Genomic DNA, 17722 nt, shown 5'->3' with positions numbered 1-17722 from the left:
AAAAATGTGAAATCAAATAATAGATATTTAGGAGCGCTGATGATAGCACCTTTTATAATATTTATATTTTTAGGCGGTATATATCTTAAAGCCTTTACAATTGTGCTTTCGATTTGTGGGTTATATGAATTTTTTAATGCACTTAAACAAAAGGAGTTTAGGCCTATTCCTTTAATTTCTTATATAATGCTTGCATTATTTTATTTAACAGGCAATAATTTTAATATATTAATTTTTATTTTAATATTTAGTTCATTTATATTACTTTGTTTTCCAGTAATTGATTTAAAATATACGTTTATAGATGTAGCATTAACTATACTTGGATTTATATATGTTGGAATATTATTTAGCTTTATACCCTTAGTAAATAGTAAAATTTCTGGAGAGTATTTAGTTTGGATTATATTTTTAGGATCTTGGCTTGCAGACACTGCTGCATATTATTCAGGTAAATATTTTGGAAAGAAAAAATTATGTCCAAAAGTAAGTCCTAAAAAAACTATAGCAGGATCTATAGGAGGTTTTTTAGGAAGTACTTTTGGTTGTGGTATATTTGGAATTATAGTAGGTAAATTCACTCCAGAAGTTCAAATAATACATTTCTTCTTAATGGGAGCTTTATGTGGTATTATGGGGCAATTTGGAGATTTAGTAGCATCATCTATAAAGAGATATGTAGGAATAAAAGATTATAGTAATTTAATACCAGGGCATGGTGGAATATTGGATAGATTCGATTCTATTCTCTTTAATGCAACAGTAGTATTTTATTATTTAACATTTATAGTAAAAATTTAAAAAAGAAACTACTTCAAAGTAATTTTGAAGTAGTTTCTTTTTGTAATTATAAAGATATATAAGTAATATAATCATAATATAATTATATTAGGTGGTGAAAAATGAAAATAGATTATAAGTACACAAAGGTTATAAAATTAATGGTGCTTTTTATAACCTTTGTTTTAATTACATTTCTAATAAAAGAATATTTTACTCCATTTTTTATTATAGCTTTTATGTTACTTATAAATCATCCTATATATAAATTTATTAATAAAAGAAATATAAACAAAAATATCTCAGCAATTTTTAGCTTGATAATAGTTAATATAACTTTATTTTTTATAATATTTTATTTTGGAAATACCTTAATAACATTGTTTCAAAAATTTTATGTTGAAAATACTTTAGCTGTAGATAACTTTTTTAATAACATAAAGGTTTTATTAAATTTTGATTTAAATAAGGTTATTGAAAATTTAAGTAAAATATTAAATAGCTCTATAATACTTCAAGGTGCTTCTATAACTGGAGAGGGGTTAATAAGTTATTTTATAGGTAACATTGCTACATATTTTGTTTTAGTTGATAAGGATAAGGTATATAAGCTTTTATCTATGATTCTACCTAAAGAGGTTGTGAGAAATATATATATTAAAAAAAGTAATTTAAAGGAAGTATTTAAAATAGAAATAATATTAGTATTTTTTACAGCATTAATAACAATAATAGGTTTTAAAATTTTGGGGATGAATAATAGCCTGTTTTTAGGAATTATATGTGGTATTCTAGATATTTTGCCTTATGTTGGAACAATAATTGTTTTTATACCAATTATAATATACAATATTATAATGAAAAGATATTTACTAGTAATAGGATTTATAGGATTGTATTTTTTAATTCAAGTTATTAGAGAAGTATTAGAGGCTAAGTTTTTAAGTAATAAACTTGATATACATCCATTAGTAGTAATGATTTCAATTTATGTAGGGGTAAAGATGTTTGGATTTGTGGGTATAATTGCAGGTCCTATTTATTGTATAATAGCAAAAGATATAATTTATAATGAACAAGAAGAAACTATTAGGAGGTAAAGTATGAAAAATATTTCAATTTTAGGGGCAACAGGTTCAATAGGTACACAAACATTAGATGTAATAAGAGAATCAAATGGAGATATAAAATTAATTGGTGTTACAGCTAATTCTTCAGTAGATAAAATGAAGGAAATAATAGAAGAATTTAAACCTAAATATGTTGCTATGATGGATAAAGCTAGTGCTAAAAAAATTAAAGAATATACATTAAAAAATTTTTTAGATATTATAGTTTTAGAGGGGATGGAAGGATTAGAAGAAATAGCTTCCTTAGAAGAAATTGATATGGTAGTAACATCTGTAGTTGGGATGATAGGGCTTAAACCAACTATAAAAGCTATAGAGGCTAGAAAAGATATTGCACTTGCTAATAAAGAAACATTAGTGGTTGCTGGTGAAATAGTAATGAAAAAGGCAAAGGAAATGGGGGTTGAAATTTTACCGGTAGATTCTGAACATAGTGCTATATTTCAAGCTTTAAGTGGTTATACTGAAAAAGATATAAATAAAATAATTTTAACAGCTTCAGGGGGGCCTTTTAGAGGAAAAAAAATAGATGATTTAAAAAATGTCACAGTTAATGATGCTCTTAAACATCCCAAATGGAATATGGGAAAAAAAATATCAATTGATTCAGCAACACTTATGAATAAAGGACTTGAAGTTATAGAAGCACATTTTTTATTTAATTGTCCTTATGAAAATATAGAAGTTGTAGTTCATAAACAAAGTATAATACATTCAATGGTAGAATATAAAGATGCAAGTATAATAGCTCAATTAGGCTCAGCAGATATGAGGCTTCCTATTCAATATGCAATTAATAAAAGAGAAAGAAAAGCTCAAATAGCTAAAACTATAAGTTTTTCAAAAATAAAGGAATTAACCTTTGAAGAACCTGATATTGAAACATTTAAATGTTTAAAATTAGCATATGAGGCAGGAAAAGAGGGGGGATTAGCTACAACAATATTAAATGGGGCAAATGAAGAAGCAGTAGCATTATTGTTAGAGGAAAAAATACAATTCCTTCAAATAGCTGATATAATAGAAGAATGTATGCAGTATTTTGAAAAAGAAAAATATAAAGAGTTAAACTTAGATAATATTATAATTTTAGACAAAAAAGTAAGAGAATATATAAGAGGAAAATGGAATTAGGAGGAAAAGATATTGTATATAATTTTTGCATTACTTGGTTTTAGTTTACTTATAATTGTTCATGAACTTGGACATTTTATAATGGCAAAAGCTAATGGTATAAAAGTAGAAGAATTTGCTATAGGTATGGGGCCTAAAATATTTAAAACTCAAGGAAAAGAAACTACATACTCAATAGGTTTGTTACCTATTGGAGGATATGTAAAAATGATGGGGGAAGAGGAAGATGTTCAAGATGAAAGAAGTTTTTCGGCAAAATCACCCCTTAGAAGAATAAGTGTTATAGTAGCTGGTGCAGCTATGAATTTTTTACTTGCAATATTTATTTTTACAATTTATTTAAGTAAGGCAGGATATGCATTACCAGAAGTAAGTAATATTACAGATAAATCCCCTGCTTATGAGGCAGGACTTCAAGTTGGAGATAAGTTTTTAAAAGCAGATGAAAGTAGAATACTTTCAGCTGATGATATAAGAGTTGCAATAAACATGGCAAAGAATAATCCAGTAAACTTTTTAATAGAAAGAAATGGAGAGAAAAAAGAAATTTCAATAACTCCAGAATTAGTAAAGGAAAATGAAATAGAAAGTTATAGAATAGGATTTTCATTTGTTGTTAAGGAAAATCCAACTATGTTTGAAAGTTTTAAACAAAGTTTCAATAAGACAGCAACTGCGGTAGTTCAAACTTTTAAAGGACTTAAAATGTTAGTAACTGGAGAAGCAAACTTAAAAACAGATGTAGGAGGACCGGTTACTATTATAAGAATGACTGGAGTTGCAGCCCAAAATGGTATTTGGAATCTTATGCATTTTATAGCTTTCATAAGTGTAAATTTAGCAGTGTTTAACATGTTACCTATACCAGCTTTAGATGGAGGGTGGACTATAATATTACTTATAGAGCTAATAACAAAAAGAAAAGTACCAGATAGAATAGTTGGTACAATAAACTATATAGGAATGATAGCGTTATTTGGACTTATGATTTTAGTAACAATAAAGGATATATTATTTCCTATTAAATTTTAATGTGAGGTAAAAATGGAAAGAAGAAAAACAAGAAAAGTTAAGGTTGGGAATGTTTATGTTGGTGGAGATGCTAATGTTTCAATTCAATCAATGACTAATACAGATACAAGAGATACTGAGAAGACTTTAGAGCAAATAAATATTTTATATAAAGCAGGTTGTGAAATTATCAGATGTGCAGTTCCAGATTCTAAAGCAGCTGAAGCTTTAAAGGAAATATGTGAAAAATCACCTATTCCTGTAGTTGCAGATATACATTTTGACTATAGATTAGCATTAGAATCTATTAAAAATGGAGTTTCAGCTTTAAGAATAAATCCAGGAAATATTGGAAGTGAAGAAAGAGTTAAAATGGTTGCAGAGGCAGCTAAAGCAAAAGGGATTCCAATAAGAATAGGGGTTAATTCAGGATCTTTAGAAAAGGATATACTTGAAAGAGATGGAAAACCTACTGCTAAGGGGTTAGTTGAATCAGCAATGAGGCATGTTAAAATATTAGAAGAATTAAATTTTTTCGATATGGTAATTTCAATAAAATCATCAGATGTTACTATGATGATAGAAGCATATAGACTTATGAGTGAAACTGTAGATTACCCTCTTCATTTAGGAGTTACAGAATCAGGAACACCTTTTAGAGGGACTATAAAATCAAGTATAGGACTTGGAACATTACTTGCAGAAGGTATAGGAGATACCATAAGAGTATCATTAACAAGTGATCCTATAGAGGAAATTAAGGTAGCAAAAGAAATTCTTAAAGCTCTTAACTTAAAAGAAAATGGATTACAATTTATATCTTGTCCTACTTGTGGTAGAACTCAAATAAATTTAATTAAAATAGCCCAAGAAGTAGAGAAAAAATTAGAAAATATAAATAAAAATATAAAGGTTGCAGTAATGGGCTGTGTGGTTAATGGACCAGGTGAGGCAAGGGAAGCTGATATTGGAATTGCTGGTGGAAAAGGTGAAGGTATAATATTTAAGAAGGGTAAAATAATTAAAAAGGTAAAAGAAGAAAACCTAATTGAAGAATTAATGAAAGAGATAGAAAATTTATAAAATAATAAAATGAAGAGAATAAAGAAATAGAGATTTCTCTATTTCTTTTAATCTCTTCATTCTTTTAGTTCCATTGATTCTAATTTGGGGGTGATATTTTGAGTGAAGAAGTCATAAAGAAAATAAAAAAAGACATAAATAAAAATGAATCCTTAGAAGATAAAGATATTAAAATTATAAGATTTCAATTTTTAAGGAAAAGCAATTTATTAAAAGTAGTATTAAGAGGAAAAGAATCTTTAGCTGAAGATGAAGAAGAACAAGTTAAAAGGGCTGTAAAAAATAATCTGAATTTAGATATTAATATAGAAATTCTATTTTATAGAGATGTTTCTAATATTTCTATAAAAGAAATAATTGATAATCATTGGATAGAGGTTACAGAAAGCGTAATTAAAAAAACACCATTATCTAAAGTTTTGCTTATGAAGGGTGTTAAAGAAATTAAAGATTCAAAAGTAATAATAAAGACCGGTTATGATACAATACTTGAACATGCAGAATCTAAAAATGTTCCAAAGGAAATAGCAAAAAATATTGAAAACATATTTGGAATTACAGTTAAGGTTTATTTAGAATATGATAAATCACTTGAAATTAAGGAAGATAATAATGAAAAGATTAAAAAAGAGGCTGAAGTATTAAAAGAAATATTTAGTGGAAGAAATATTTCTAATGAGGTATCAAAAGCTAAAAAGGAACCTAAACAAGATAAACCTAAGAAAACTTATGAAAAGAGAGAGTTTAAAAGGGAGCCTAAAACAGAAAATAATATTATAGGAAGAGGAATAAGTAATGAAGTTATTTCTATAGCTGAAATAGATGAAACATCAGGTATAGTAGCAATTTTAGGAGAAGTTTTCAAAACGGATATTGTAGAAACTAAAACAGGAAAAACTATCTTAACATTTTTTATAACTGACTATACAAGTTCTATAACAGTAAAATGTTTCTTAAAGCCACAAGAAAAAGATGATGTTTTAGATCAAATTAAAAAAGGTTTATATTGTAAGGTACGAGGAGAAGCTATTTATGATACCTATGCTAGAGAAGTTGTAATAATGGGTAGAGACATTATTAAAATGAAAAAAAGCGAAAGAATGGATGGTGCAGAAGAAAAAAGAGTAGAACTTCATTGTCATACAACTATGAGTGCTATGGATGGTATAACTTCTGTAGGAAAAATTATAGAAAAAGCAGCTAAATGGGGGCATCCTGCTATAGCAATAACAGATCATGGAGTAGTTCAAGCTTTTCCAGATGCTCAAATAGCAGCTAAGAAAAATAAAATTAAAGTTATCTATGGAGTAGAGGGATATTTAGTAAATGATGGAGTTCCAATAGCTATAAATGAAAAAGGACAAAATTTTGATGATACTTATGTAGTTTTTGATATAGAAACAACAGGTTTTTCGGCTAAAAATGATAGAATAATAGAAATTGGAGCTGTTAAAGTTAAGGGGAAAGAAATAATAGATAATTTTAGTGTATTTATATATCCTGAATGTAAAATACCATATAAAATAACTGAACTTACTGGTATAACTGATGAAATGGTTGAAAGTGCTGAAACTATTGCAACTGTACTTCCAAAATTTTTAGAGTTTGTAGGAGATAGCGTTGTAGTTGCGCATAATGCTTCTTTTGATACAGGTTTTATAAAAAAGAATTGTAAGGATTTAGGGTTAGAATTTAATAATACAATTTTAGATACTGTACCATTATGTAGATTTTTATATACAGACTTAAAAAGGGTTAAGCTTAATGTGGTTGCAAAATATCTTGGAATATCACTTGAAAATCATCATAGAGCTGTAGATGATGCAAAGGCAACAGCCGAAATTTTTCTAATATCTTTAAAAAAAATTATCGAAGAAAAAGAGATAAGTGATTTAAAAAGTTTAAATAAAGAATTTTTAAGTAACATAGATATAAGAAAAGAAAATACTAATCATATAATTGTATTAGCCAAAACACAAGAAGGAATAAAAAACCTATATAAATTAGTTTCAGAATCTCATATTGAGAATTTCTTTAAAAGACCTAGAAGTAAAAAAAGTCGTCTTATGGAAATGAGGGATGGGCTTATTATAGGATCAGCTTGTGAAGCAGGGGAGGTATATAAAGCTGTTTTAGCAGGAAAAGAAGATGAAGAAATAAAAGAAATAATGAACTTTTATGATTACATAGAAATTCAACCTGTAGGTAATAATAGCTTTTTAATAGAAAAGGGGTCAGTTAAAGATGAAGACGAACTTAGGGATTTAAATAAAAAAATATATTATTTGGCTAAAGAATGTAATAAGATTGTCGTTGCTACAGGAGATGTTCATTTTCTAGAACCTCATGATGAAGCTTTTAGAAGAATAATAATGGCAGGTAAGGGTTTTGGTGATGCTGATAAGCAGCCACCATTATATTTAAAAACTACAGAGGAAATGTTAAAAGAATTTTCTTATCTTGGAGAGGAAATAGCAAAAGAGGTAGTTGTTAAAAATCCACAATTAATTGCTGAATCTGTAGAGGTTTTAAAACCAATTCCTGATGAAACTTATCCACCTAAAATTGAAGGTGCAGATGATGATATAAGAAATATGACTATGAAAAAGGTTCATTCAATTTATGGAGATCCTCTTCCAGAAGTAGTTCAAAAAAGACTTGATAAAGAATTAAATTCTATTATAAGTAATGGATATGCAGTTTTATATCTTATAGCACAAAAATTAGTTGCTAAATCCCTAGAAGATGGATATTTAGTTGGATCAAGAGGTTCAGTTGGATCATCTTTTGTAGCTACTATGTCAGATATTACTGAGGTTAATGGACTTCCTCCACATTATGTTTGTCCAAATTGTAAAAAATCTGAGTTCTTTTTAGATGGATCTGTAAGCTCTGGAGCAGATTTGCCAGACAAAGTTTGTCCAGATTGTGGAACTAAATATAAAAAAGATGGTCATGATATACCATTTGAAACCTTTCTTGGTTTTGAAGGAGATAAAGAACCTGATATCGATCTTAACTTTTCAGGTGAATATCAAGGGGAAGTACACAAATATACAGAAGTATTATTTGGTAAAGGATTCGTATTTAAAGCAGGTACAATAGGTACAGTTGCTGAAAAAACGGCATACGGATATGTTAGAAAATATTTGGATGAAAGAGAAATTAGAGTGTCTAATGCAGAAATTGAAAGGTTAACTATTGGATGTACTGGAATAAAAAGAACTACAGGACAACATCCTGGAGGAATAATGGTTGTTCCAAGTGATAATGAAATATATAATTTCACTCCAATACAGCGTCCAGCAGATGATCCTACATCAGATGTAACTACTACACATTTTGATTACCATTCAATATCAGGTAGACTTTTAAAGTTAGATATACTAGGTCACGACGATCCTACAGTACTTAGAATGCTTCAAGATTTAACAGGACTAGATCCTAAGACCATACCATTAAATGATGAAAAGGTAATTTCATTATTTACATCTCCAGATGCATTAGGAGTAACTAAAGAGGAGCTTGGGTGTGAAGTTGGTAGTTATGGTCTTCCGGAGTTTGGGACTAAATTTGTTAGAGGAATGCTTGTAGATACACAACCTAAAAGTTTTGCAGATTTAGTTAGAATATCTGGTTTATCTCATGGTACAGATGTATGGTTAAATAATGCACAACATTTTATAAAGGAAGGTTACACAACACTTAAAGATTGCATATCAACAAGAGATGATATTATGATTTATTTAATGTATGCTGGAGTACCACCTAAAATGGCATTTACAATTATGGAAAGTGTAAGAAAAGGAAAGGGTCTTACAGAGGAATTTGAAAAAACAATGAAAGAAAATAATGTTCCAGATTGGTATATAGAGTCTTGTAAGAGAATAAAATACATGTTCCCTAAGGGGCATGCTGTTGCATATGTTATGATGGCAGTTAGAATAGCATATTATAAAGTTTATTATCCAGAAGCCTATTATGCAACGTATTTTACTGTAAGAGCTGATGATTTTGATGCAGACCTAATATGTAAGGGTGCATCAGCAGTTAAAGCAAGACTAGATGAATTATATGAACTTGGAACAAAGATAACAGTTAAAGATAAAGGTATGATTACAGTTCTAGAATTATCATATGAGCTTTATGTAAGAGGTTTTAAATTTTTAAAAGTAGATTTATATGAATCAGAAGCAGTAAAGTTTAAAATCGAAAAAGATGGAATAAGACCACCTATAAATGCACTTCAAGGTGTTGGAGAAAATGCAGCAAAGAGTATAGTAGAAGCAAGAAAAAATGGAGAATTTATTTCAAAAGAGGATTTAAGATTAAGATCTAAAGTTTCGAAAACTGTTATAGAAACTTTAACTAATCATGGATGTTTAGATGGAATGTCAGAAACTAATCAATTATCATTATTCTAATTAAATATTTAATATATAGTTTAAGTATAATAAATAGAAATAAGGGGTAAGTAATAATTATAGTGTGTTTGTAATTTATCCAGCTTACCCCTTGTTTTAGTTTACAATATGTGATAATATTGTATAAGAAGTAATTTACTAATAGCTGGAGAGTGGAGTGGGAATGTTTATTACCCGCTCTTTCTATTTAAATGCAACTACTCTTAGTTGCTTTTTTAATATAGTTTTTTAGTAAGCTTTAAAAAAATAAAAACTGAATATAGAAAAGGAGGATTAGTATGAAAGTTGATGCCTTAATACAAACTATCGATCAATTAGTAAGACCTATAGCCGATGAATTAAATTATGAAATTTATCATATTGAGTATGTTAAGGAAAATGGAGAATATTATTTAAGAATATATATAGATAAAGATGGCGGCATTGCTTTGTCAGATTGTGAAGCTTTATCAAGAAGAGTAAGCGATGTGTTAGATGAAAAGGATCCTATTGCAACAGCATATTTCCTTGAAGTATCATCACCAGGTCTTAATAGAGGATTATTTACAGATGCTCATTTTGAAAAGCAAATAGGTAAAGAAGTTTTAATTAGATTTACAAAGTCATTAGATGGAAGAAAAAATGTAAAAGGTGTACTAAAAGAAGTAAAAGAAGATGTAATTATTGTAGAAGATAAAGATTTAGTAACAATACCAAAAGATAAAATAAAATCAGCAAATTTAGATGGGGAAATTTAATAAGGAGGATGTAAAAATGAACCAAGAGTTTATAGGTGCTCTTAAAGAAATTGTGAAAGATAAGGGAATTAGCGAAGATTTAATATTTACTACTATAGAGGATGCATTAGTTGCAGCATATAAGAAAAATTATGCAAGTCCAACTACAGCAGCACAAAATGTAAAGGTAACAATTGATAGAGAAACAGGGGAAATACATGTATATGCACAAAAAGTAGTGGTAGAAGATGTATATGATGGTGTAACAGAAATAAGTATAGAAGAGGCTAAAGAAATAAGCCCAAGATATGATTTAGATGATATAGTTGATTTAGAGGTTACACCAAAGAATTTTGGAAGAGTTGCAGCACAACTTGCAAAGGGAGTTGTAACACAAAGAATTAGGGAAGCTGAAAGAACTATAGTATATTCAGAATATAAAGAAAAAGAATATGACATTATAACAGGAACTATTCTAAGAAAAGACAAAGGAAATGTATTTGTTAATTTAGGTAGAATAGAAGGAGCAATTGGTCCAAATGAACAAATGCCAGGAGAAGAATATAAATTTAATGAAAAACTAAAACTATATGTAGTAGAAGTTAAAAATGGTTCTAAAGGCGCACAAGTATTAGTTTCAAGAACACATCCTGGATTAGTAAAAAGGTTATTTGAACTAGAAGTTCCTGAAATATTTGAAGGAATAGTAGAAATTAAGAGTATATCAAGAGAAGCTGGTTCAAGAAGTAAAATTGCTGTTTACTCAAATGATGAAAATGTTGATCCAATGGGAGCTTGTGTTGGTCCTAAAGGTTCTAGAGTTCAAAATATAGTTAATGAGCTTAAAGGTGAAAAAATTGATATAATAAAATGGAGTAAAGATCCAGAAGAATTTATAGCAAGTTCATTAAGTCCAGCTAAAGTATTGGAAGTTAAAGTAGATGAATCAAATAAATCAGCTAAAGTAGTTGTTGATGATAATCAACTTTCATTAGCTATAGGTAAGGAAGGTCAAAATGTAAGACTTGCAGCTAAGTTATCTGGTTGGAAAATAGACATAAAGAGCAAATCACAAGCAGAAGCAGCTAAATTAGAAGCAGCTGAAGAAGTAGTAGAAACAACTGAAACATTAGCAGAATAAGGGAGGAATATTTTATGAAAGTAAAAAAGATTCCACTTAGAATGTGCACAGGATGTATGGAAATGAAACCTAAAAAAGAACTTATTAGAGTTGTAAAAAGTCCAGATGGAGATGTATCTGTAGATTTAACTGGTAAAAAGTCTGGAAGAGGTGCATACATATGCAAAAATTCAGCATGTTTAGAAAAGGCTTTTAAGGCAAAAAGGCTTAGTAGAAATTTAGATGTTACTATTGATGAAGCTATATACAGAAAATTAAAGGAAGAGATAGAAAATGAATAAATTTTTTAACTTTCTAGGATTAGCAAAAAGGTCCGGAAATCTAATTGAAGGATACAGTAAATGTAACGAACAGAGAAATAGAATAAAAATATATCTTTTTATAATTTCTAAGGATGCATCAGAAAGTACAAGAAAAAAATTTTTAAACCATTGTAATATAAATAATATATTATACATTGAAGATTTTTCTAAAGAAGAATTAGGAATATCAATAGGAAGAGAAGAAGTAAAAATATTAGCTATAAGTGATGAAAATATGGCTAAAAAGCTTAATACCCTTTATGAAGAGGGAAAAAACAAAATTTAACCGGGGGTGATTTTATTGTCAAAAATCAGAGTGTATGAATTGGCAAAAGAACTTAACGTAAGTTCAAAGGATTTAATAACAATATTAATGGATGAGTTTAGCGTAGATGTAAAAAATCATATGAGCGTAATAGAAGATGAGGATGCTGAACTAATAAAGGAATTATTAGGTGGAAGCGAATCAGCAAATGGTCAAAAGACAATTGTTGATGAATATGAAGATGAATTAGCAGAAGCTGTTAATAATCAAGCGAAGAAAAAGAAAAAGAGAAAAGATGAATCTGTTGAAGAAGGAACTGTTGGAGAAGGTGGATCTGGAGTTATAGAAATGGGAGAAACCATTACAGTTAAGGAATTATCAGAAAAGCTAGGAAAACCTTCAGCTGACGTTATAAAAACATTAATATTTACAGGTGTTATGGCAGCAATCAATCAAGAAATAGATTTTGCTACTGCTGAAAAGGTATGTGAAAAATATGAATGTTTAATAGTTAAAAAGGAAGAAACAGAAGAATTAGACACTTTTGAAGAAGAAGATATAGAAGAAGAAGATTTAGTAAAGAGACCTCCAATTGTAACAGTTATGGGTCATGTTGACCATGGTAAGACATCTTTATTAGATGCTATAAGAAAAGCAAAAGTTACTGATACAGAAGCAGGTGGAATAACTCAACATATAGGAGCTTATACAGTTAATTTAAATGGAGAAAAGTTAACATTCTTAGATACACCAGGGCATGAAGCATTTACAGCTATGAGAGCAAGAGGAGCTCAAGTTACTGATGTTGTTATATTAGTTGTTGCAGCAGATGATGGAATTATGCCTCAAACTAAAGAAGCCATAAGTCATTGTCAAGCAGCAGAAGTTCCAATGATAGTTGCTATAAATAAGATGGATAGACCAGGAGCAAATCCAGATAAAGTTAAGCAAGAATTAACTGAATATGGTTTAGTTTCAGAAGACTGGGGTGGAGATACAATATGTGTTCCAGTTTCAGCAAAAACTGGTGAAAATTTAGATCAACTATTAGAAATGGTACTTTTAACTTCTGAAATGGCTGAGCTTAAAGCAGATCCTAATAGAAAAGCTAAAGGTACAGTAATAGAAGCTAAACTTGATAAAGGTAGAGGGGCTGTTGCTACACTACTTATACAAAATGGTACTTTAAATGTTGGAGATTCAATTTTAGTAGGTACTACTTATGGTAGAATCAGAGCTATGTTTGATGATAAAGGAAAGAAAATAAAGTCAGCTGGTCCATCAATTCCAGTAGAAATTTTAGGACTTTCAGAAGTTCCATCAGCGGGAGATAGATTTGTTGTAGTTAAAGATGAAAAAACAGCTAGAAATATGGCAGAAGCAAGAAAACAAAAAGCTAAAGATGAAAGCTTCCAAGCATCTAATAGAGTTTCTCTTGAAGATTTATATAGTCAAATACAAGAAGGTTCAGTTAAAGAGCTTTCAATTATAGTTAAGGCTGACGTTCAAGGATCAGTTCAAGCTATAAGACAATCTCTTGAAAAACTTTCAACCGATGATGTTAAAGTAAGAGTAATCCATGGTGGTGTTGGAGCAATAACAGAAACAGATGTTACTTTAGCAACTGCTTCAAACGCAATACTTATAGGTTTTAATGTTAGACCAGACAGTAATGCTAGTGTAATAGCAGATAAAGAAGGCGTTGACATTAAAACTTACAGAATCATATACGATGCAATAGAAGATGTTAAATCAGCTATGATAGGAATGCTTGATCCAGAGTATAAAGAAGTTATAAATGGTAAAGCAGAAGTTAGATTAGTTTATAAAATATCTAATGTAGGAACTATTGCTGGTTCATATGTTTTAGACGGTAAAATATTAAGAAACTCAGAAGTTAGAGTAATAAGAGAAGGAATAGTTATATTCGAATCAACACTAGCTTCATTAAAGAGATTTAAAGACGATGTAAAAGAAGTTAATGCTGGATATGAATGTGGTTTAAGCGTTGAAAAGTTCAATGATCTTAAAGAGGGCGATATTATAGAATCATACACAATGGAAGCAATTAAGAGAAAAGAGCTTTAATAAAGAGGTGATTTTAAATGGCTAGCTATAGAGGTGGAAGAATAAACGAAGAAGTTAAAAAGGAAATAAGCGTTATAATAAGAGATGAAATAAAGGATCCAAGAATGACTGCAATGGTTTCAGTTACTGCAGTTGAGGTTACTAAAGACTTAAGATACGCTAAAGTTTTCGTAAGTGTATTTGGAAAAAATGAAGAAGAAAAAACTGAAACATTTAAAGCATTAAAAAGTGCTAGTGGGTATATAAGAAGAGAAATAGGCAGAAGAGTAAATCTAAGAAATACACCACAAATAATCTTTGAATTAGACGAATCTATAGGTTATGGAATGAGAATAGATGAGCTAATAGAAAGGGCTAAGGAAAAGTAATATGTCTTTAAATGATATAAGTAAGAGCATTTTAAATAGTAATAAAATAGGCATTACCTATCATGCATCACCAGATGGTGATGCTGTAGGTAGTGCACTTGCATTATTAAATGCTTTGAGAAAGTTAAAAAAAGATGCGTATTTAATATCTAAAGATACTCTTTCAGATAATTTGAAGTTTCTTCCTTTGTCAGAGGAGGCAACTGGTAACGTAGATACTCCATTAGAAAATACTACAACTGTGGTAGTTTTAGATTGTGGTAATTTCGAAAGAATATCTGGAAATTTAAAGAATTTTAAAGGTAAAATAATAAATATAGATCATCATATATCCAATGATTATTATGGTGATGAAAATTACGTTGATGATTCAGCAGCTGCAACAGCAGAGGTAGTTTTTGAACTATTAGAATATATGGGGATAAATTTTGAAGAAGAAAGTGAAGATATATTAAAGATTGGACAGTGTCTTTATACTTCATTAGTTACAGATACAGGTGCATTTAGACATTCCAATGTAACTTTTAAAACTCATACAATTGCAGCTAAACTAAAAAAAGTAGGTGTGAATAATACCTTAATTCATCAGAATCTTTTTGATAATAAAAGTTTTGAAAAAGTGAGACTAATAGGTAAAGCACTAAATAATATGGAACTTTTATTGGATAAAAAAGTAGCTTTAATACAGATACCTAAATCTTATGCTGAAGAACTTGGAGTTGAACTTCAAGATACATCCGATATAATTTCTTTTGGGTTACAAATAAAAGGTGTAGAAGTAGCTGTTCTTATTAAAGAAATTGAAAATGGTTCAAAAGCAAGCTTAAGATCAAAGTCAGATTTTGATGTAAGGAATATTGCAGAATCACTTGGCGGCGGCGGACATGTAAAAGCTGCGGGCATAACCCTTAAAGGAATTTGTATGGATGAAGCGAAGGATAGAATATTAGAACAAATAGAGAAAGAATTGCATTAATGAATGGCGTAATAAATATTTTTAAAAATAAAGGAATGACATCATTTGATGTAGTTCGAAAGATAAAAAAAATTACAGGTACAGGAAAAGTAGGACATACAGGAACCTTAGATCCAGAGGCTACTGGAGTTCTTCCTGTTTGTATTGGTAAAGCTACTAAGATAATAGATTATATTATGAATACAGAAAAAGGTTATGAAGTTGAGTTTAAATTAGGCGTTAAAACTACAACCTATGATTTAGAAGGGGATATTATAGAAGAAAAAGATATAAATCATTTAAATGATGATGAAATATTAAAGGCTATATATTCTTTTGTAGGTGAATATTCTCAAGTTCCACCTATGTATTCGGCTCTAAAGCAAAATGGAGTTAGACTTTATGAATTAGCAAGACGAGGAATTGAAGTTCATAGAGAAGGAAGATTAATAACGATATATAATATAGAAAATGTTGTTATTAAAGGAGCCTATATAAGAATGAAGGTTACTTGTTCTAAAGGAACGTATATAAGAAGTCTTTGTTTTGATATAGGAGAAGCTCTAGGGGTTGGTGCTTGTATGACAGATTTAAAAAGATTTAAAACATCAGTTTTTCTTGAAGAGGATTCAATAAATATAGATGATTTAACAGAAGATAATATAAGTAATTATATTATTTCAATGGAAGAAGCTCTTAAAACCTATGAAAAAATTACTGTAGGGAATAAATATGGAAAACTTTTAATAAATGGAGTTAGAGTTTTTGATAATAGAATTTCTAAAGATAAAATTGAAATTGATAAATTATATAGAGTTTACAATGAAGATGAAATTTTTATTGGGCTTGGAAGAAAAAATAATCAAGGCTTTAAAATGGAAAAATTATTAAACAGCTAGGAGATCGTAATATGATAGTATTAGAGGATTCTTTTATAAAAGAAAAACATAAGGCTAATTATGTTGCTCTAGGAAGTTTTGATGGACTACATTTAGGTCATTTATCTCTTGTTAGAAAAGCTGTTGAAATAGCTAATAAAAATGGTGGAAATAGTATGGTTTTTACATATAAGAATCATCCTAAAACATTAATAAAGCCAGAATTTGCTCCTAAATTAATTATGGATATGGATACAAAACTTGAGATTTTAGAGAGAGAAAAAATAGATATCGTAGCCATTAAAAGCTTTACAAAAGAGTTTATGAAAATGTCATCTGAAGATTTTATAAAATTTCTTTGCATAAATTACAATGTTAAAGGAATTATAGTTGGATTTAATTTTAAATTTGGTTATAAAAATCAAGGTGATATCAATATTTTAAGAGATTTACAACAAAAATATAAATACCAATTATATGTTATAGAAGCTTTTAGATATAAAGATGAAATTATAAGTAGTACTAGAATAAGAGAAAGCATTTTAAATGGAGAAGTTTTAGAGGCTAGAGAAATGTTATCAAAGCCTTTTAAACTTAAAGGATTAGTTACACATGGAAAAAAATTAGGTAGAACAATAGGTTTTCCAACAGCTAATATTAAATTTGATTCTAAAATAATAATTCCTAAGATAGGAGTTTATTATACAAATATTATTTATAATGACAAAAAATATAAGGGGATTACATCTGTTGGGAATAATCCAACAGTAAATGGGAAAGAATTAACTATAGAAACTTATATTTTAGATTTCAATAGTGAAATTTATGATGAAGAAATAGAAGTATATTTTATAGACAGAATACGAGATGAAAAGAAATTTTCTTCAGTAGATGAACTAGTTATACAGCTAAAAAAAGATAAAAAATTTGCAGATAGAAGTGGGTTTTTTATATAAAATATAATAAATTTCAATTTACAACCTTTATATCATTTGTTATAATAGCTAATGGAAGAACCTAATTCTAAGATTCAAGGGTGCGATCTTGTTTCATGGATTTAGGGGATAATTTAATGGAGGTGCGCAAAATGGACGCAATAAGAAAGCAAGAAATAATTAAAGAACATGCAAGACACGAAGGAGATACTGGTTCACCAGAAGTTCAAATTGCATTATTAACAGAAAGAATTAATTCATTAACAGGACACTTAAAAGTTCACAAGAAAGACCACCACTCAAGAAGAGGTCTTTTAATGATGGTTGGACAAAGAAGAGGTCTTTTAAATTACTTAGCTGATCAAGATATCGAAAGATACAGAGCTATAATCAAAAAATTAGGCTTAAGAAGATAGTCTGTAGAGCGGTTTTAAGCCGCTCTATTATTTTAAATTTGTAGAAATAAAAACTATAATTTAAAAAGAAAAAGTCTAGAGAGACTTAATTTAAAA

General features: G+C 28.9%; 16 protein-coding genes. All 16 read left to right on the top strand.

Annotated features, from left to right (window positions below):
- Positions 1–6: 6 nt before the first annotated feature.
- The 16 genes from CP523_RS00720 (at position 7) to rpsO (ending at position 17626) form a co-directional block, all read left to right on the top strand.
- The gene (locus CP523_RS00720; protein WP_066674648.1) at positions 7–801 is read left to right on the top strand and encodes a phosphatidate cytidylyltransferase; all 795 of its coding nucleotides are present in this window, start codon (positions 7–9) and stop codon (positions 799–801) included.
- Between the two features lie 101 nt (positions 802–902).
- Positions 903–1880, top strand: coding sequence for an AI-2E family transporter (locus tag CP523_RS00715; protein ID WP_120140415.1), 978 nt, complete (start codon positions 903–905; stop codon positions 1878–1880).
- A gap of 3 nt (positions 1881–1883) precedes the next feature.
- Positions 1884–3044, top strand: coding sequence for a 1-deoxy-D-xylulose-5-phosphate reductoisomerase (dxr, locus tag CP523_RS00710; protein WP_066676394.1), 1161 nt, complete (start codon positions 1884–1886; stop codon positions 3042–3044).
- Positions 3045–3056: 12 nt separating this feature from the next.
- The gene (gene rseP, locus CP523_RS00705; protein ID WP_066676389.1) at positions 3057–4076 is read left to right on the top strand and encodes an RIP metalloprotease RseP; all 1020 of its coding nucleotides are present in this window, start codon (positions 3057–3059) and stop codon (positions 4074–4076) included.
- Between the two features lie 12 nt (positions 4077–4088).
- Complete coding sequence (gene ispG, locus CP523_RS00700) at positions 4089–5138, top strand: flavodoxin-dependent (E)-4-hydroxy-3-methylbut-2-enyl-diphosphate synthase (RefSeq protein ID WP_066676388.1); 1050 nt, start codon at positions 4089–4091, stop codon at positions 5136–5138.
- Positions 5139–5236: 98 nt separating this feature from the next.
- The gene (locus CP523_RS00695; protein ID WP_066676385.1) at positions 5237–9562 is read left to right on the top strand and encodes a PolC-type DNA polymerase III; all 4326 of its coding nucleotides are present in this window, start codon (positions 5237–5239) and stop codon (positions 9560–9562) included.
- 278 nt (positions 9563–9840) lie between these two features.
- Complete coding sequence (gene rimP, locus CP523_RS00690) at positions 9841–10299, top strand: ribosome maturation factor RimP (RefSeq protein WP_066676384.1); 459 nt, start codon at positions 9841–9843, stop codon at positions 10297–10299.
- A gap of 16 nt (positions 10300–10315) precedes the next feature.
- Entirely contained in the window at positions 10316–11419 is a 1104-nt protein-coding gene (gene nusA / locus CP523_RS00685) for a transcription termination factor NusA (RefSeq protein ID WP_066676383.1), read from the top strand.
- 14 nt (positions 11420–11433) lie between these two features.
- Complete coding sequence (gene rnpM, locus CP523_RS00680; protein ID WP_066676382.1) at positions 11434–11700, top strand: RNase P modulator RnpM; 267 nt, start codon at positions 11434–11436, stop codon at positions 11698–11700.
- Positions 11693–12007 carry a ribosomal L7Ae/L30e/S12e/Gadd45 family protein gene (locus tag CP523_RS00675; RefSeq protein WP_066676378.1) on the top strand — a complete coding sequence of 105 codons (315 nt, stop codon included), beginning with the start codon at positions 11693–11695 and terminating at the stop codon, positions 12005–12007. Before rnpM ends, CP523_RS00675 begins: the two co-directional genes overlap by 8 nt.
- 15 nt (positions 12008–12022) lie before the next feature.
- Positions 12023–14074 (top strand): translation initiation factor IF-2, encoded by a 2052-nt coding sequence (infB, locus tag CP523_RS00670; protein WP_066676377.1) that lies wholly within the window; start codon positions 12023–12025, stop codon positions 14072–14074.
- Positions 14075–14091: 17 nt separating this feature from the next.
- On the top strand, positions 14092–14442 hold the full coding sequence (gene rbfA / locus CP523_RS00665; protein WP_066676374.1) for a 30S ribosome-binding factor RbfA: 351 nt from the start codon (positions 14092–14094) through the stop codon (positions 14440–14442).
- A 1-nt stretch (position 14443) separates the two neighbouring features.
- The gene (locus CP523_RS00660; RefSeq protein ID WP_066676369.1) at positions 14444–15418 is read left to right on the top strand and encodes a DHH family phosphoesterase; all 975 of its coding nucleotides are present in this window, start codon (positions 14444–14446) and stop codon (positions 15416–15418) included.
- Positions 15418–16296 carry a tRNA pseudouridine(55) synthase TruB gene (truB, locus tag CP523_RS00655; RefSeq protein WP_066676368.1) on the top strand — a complete coding sequence of 293 codons (879 nt, stop codon included), beginning with the start codon at positions 15418–15420 and terminating at the stop codon, positions 16294–16296. The genes CP523_RS00660 and truB overlap by 1 nt, the downstream gene beginning before the upstream one ends.
- A gap of 11 nt (positions 16297–16307) precedes the next feature.
- Positions 16308–17231, top strand: a complete 924-nt coding sequence (locus tag CP523_RS00650; protein WP_066676367.1) for a bifunctional riboflavin kinase/FAD synthetase — start codon at positions 16308–16310, stop codon at positions 17229–17231.
- 131 nt (positions 17232–17362) lie between these two features.
- Complete coding sequence (gene rpsO, locus CP523_RS00645; protein ID WP_083089479.1) at positions 17363–17626, top strand: 30S ribosomal protein S15; 264 nt, start codon at positions 17363–17365, stop codon at positions 17624–17626.
- Positions 17627–17722 lie beyond the last annotated feature (96 nt).

It is taken from the genome of Clostridium septicum, assembly GCF_003606265.1.
Lineage (GTDB): Bacteria > Bacillota > Clostridia > Clostridiales > Clostridiaceae > Clostridium > Clostridium septicum.
Note: the sequence above shows the minus strand (reverse complement) of the source record. Positions and strands in the feature narration are given on the sequence as shown.